We start from the raw sequence: 2,254 nt of genomic DNA on the forward strand, positions 1-2,254 counted from the left end.
GTGCCACAGGAAGGGCATGTTATTATAGTTCCCGGCTCACCACTTATCACCAGTGCCGCCCCGCATTCAGGACATGTCGCTTCCATTTCTTATCACCAATAAAAATAAATTTGTTGATAAAATAAATTATTAATGATGACGACCAACAAGAAGTTGGTAGGGATAGTTGCGGGTGCGGGCATAGGCATCGGTTTGCTATGGTGGCTAATGAAAACTACACAGGCAGCACCTCCACCTGAACCCGGTGCCGCGGAAGTCACGGGTTTCTCAATCGTGAAAGACTGACATACTCCCCGCCGTGAACGGCGAGGGTTCTGGGGTTGGTGGCGTTCTCACCATTGCCCCTCGGGGGTGCCAGCACTCCCCTCTACGGCATCCCTGTCTGCCGTAGATTGACCTATGCTCTGATGCAATGCCATACTTATATTGAACGCGGCATTTGCATCCGCATGGTCAACGTGTCCACACTCTGGACACCTGAACTCCTTACCGTTCCGATTACCTATCGCCCCGCACCTGCTACACACCTTTGAGGTGTTGTGCGGGTCTATATACTCGACAGGCACTCCGAGCAGCTTGGCTTTGTATTCTATCATCTGTTGCAGTTGATAGAACGACCAGCTGTGCAGGGAGTAACGAAACGGTCTTCTCGCTCTCGCTCGCTTCCTTATACCTTTCAGATTCTCCATTCTTATACCACAGCCCGCTTCTCTCGCAGTCTCCACTATTTCGTGGCTTATCTTGTGGTTCATGTCCCTTATGATGCGGCTCTCTCGGTCTCTTAGCCGTTTCACAACCCTATATTTCCCTCTCTTCTGCAACCACCTCCTAATATTTTTATACTTATTATGCACATGCACCGCTTTCTTCCCCAACTTCTTCACCTTGCCCGTCTCCGGGTTCGCTACGACCGCCACATGTCCGGTCGTGTTCAGGTCAACCCCTATCCACTTATCAGTCTTCATCTGCGGCTCTTCCGGGACTGTTACCGATACGAATATATACTCTTTGCTTATCTCTATCTGGTTGATTTTGGTGAAGTTATTGGGGAAGCGGTATGGGAACGAGAGATTGAGGCACGGGATACGAATCTCTCGTTTTGCCTTATCAACTTTTATCCCTTGGTTGGGCACAATTAGATTAACATTACGCACTCGTTTAATGTTCTTGTTCCGGCTGTATTTCCGCAGTATCTGATTTGAGATGACGGATTTCAGTCCGATATGTTTAACATCCTTAGACGAGAGTGTATGATGCTTAATAGCAAATTCAGCGACCTTTCTCGCCTTCTCTAACTCTGCTGTGAAGTCCGCCCCATGTTTTATCTTATATGTCAGTATCATCTCTCCGTCTCCGTGCTACAATAACTTTATATGTATTCATTATATAAAAAGCTTTAAGGTATAGGTGGGGGAGAGTTATCTGTCTCCGTGCTACAACCCACCTATACCGCATTCATTCCCGCTTGAAAGCGAGGCTTTCTGCGTGATGTGTGATAGAAACTTTATATATAATGATGAATATGTTATTAGTGAAATGATAGGGGGAACAGTTTTAGAAGGGTTTGAACTGTCGGGCTGGACAGGGTTGGCACTGACCGTGGAAGGCTATGACCCGCTAAAAGGGACGGTTACAATAAAAAATAACAAACTGAGCAGTGGCACATACGTAATTGTCGGATTCATATTCGGTACTTACAATGAGAGTACGGGACAGTTTCAAATAGTAGGTTATACAAAAGATAGCACCACGTATTGTTGGGGCAGTTACGAGCCCCAAGTTAGCGTTCCAAGTAGGGGGGGCACCAAAAATGTGAACGTGGAAACATACGCACTAAACCCATCAAGTGAAATAACGCTTGATATTCTGCCGTTCGTCGGTCCTTATAATGTGGATGGTACTGCGGTATTAAGATATGATTCCGTAGATTGGGGCTACGGTAAGCGTGTGATAGGCATCAATTGGGACGATTTACGAGGATATCTTTCTCATATATACGATACAAAAATATACACAGACCAAGTTACAGTGAGCCCTTATGCGCTACCCGCAGAAGTCAGAAACTTCTCGATAGCAAAAGCCTGAAAGCTTTTTATATAATGAACACATATCTTAAAAACAAGAGGTGATGTGAAAAAATGTTGGTAAGACCGCAGGTAATATTTGCCGCAGCAGGCACTGCACAGCCGAGGAACAAGTTAGGGGCTTCTGGTATTCAGATCTATTCGCCCGGCGGGATGTTCTGGTCGAAGAA

At 46.1% G+C, this 2,254-nt stretch carries 3 protein-coding genes; 2 read left to right on the forward strand and 1 reads right to left on the reverse strand.

Annotated features, from left to right (window positions below):
* The first annotated feature begins 132 nt into the window (after positions 1-132).
* Entirely contained in the window at positions 133-285 is a 153-nt protein-coding gene (locus J7J01_08100; GenBank protein ID MCD6210828.1) for a hypothetical protein, read from the forward strand.
* Positions 286-332: 47 nt separating this feature from the next.
* On the opposite strand, the gene J7J01_08105 is transcribed toward J7J01_08100, so the two are convergent.
* Positions 333-1,343: a transposase gene (locus J7J01_08105; GenBank protein MCD6210829.1), complete on the reverse strand. Its 1,011-nt coding sequence runs from the start codon at positions 1,341-1,343 to the stop codon at positions 333-335.
* 193 nt (positions 1,344-1,536) lie between these two features.
* Between J7J01_08105 and J7J01_08110 the strand changes: the two genes are divergently transcribed.
* The gene (locus J7J01_08110; protein ID MCD6210830.1) at positions 1,537-2,085 is read left to right on the forward strand and encodes a hypothetical protein; all 549 of its coding nucleotides are present in this window, start codon (positions 1,537-1,539) and stop codon (positions 2,083-2,085) included.
* The last annotated feature ends 169 nt before the right edge of the window (positions 2,086-2,254 follow it).

The sequence above is a fragment of the Methanophagales archaeon genome, assembly GCA_021159465.1.
GTDB lineage: Archaea > Halobacteriota > Syntropharchaeia > Alkanophagales > Methanospirareceae > G60ANME1.

What these genes read in the sequence shown, in the direction of transcription:
- J7J01_08100 (MCD6210828.1), top strand. Translation starts at nt 133, where the DNA reads ATGATGACGACCAACAAGAAGTTGGTAGGGATAGTTGCGGGTGCGGGC.
- J7J01_08105 (MCD6210829.1), bottom strand. Translation starts at nt 1,343, where the DNA reads ATGATACTGACATATAAGATAAAACATGGGGCGGACTTCACAGCAGAG.
- J7J01_08110 (MCD6210830.1), top strand. Translation starts at nt 1,537, where the DNA reads ATGATAGGGGGAACAGTTTTAGAAGGGTTTGAACTGTCGGGCTGGACA.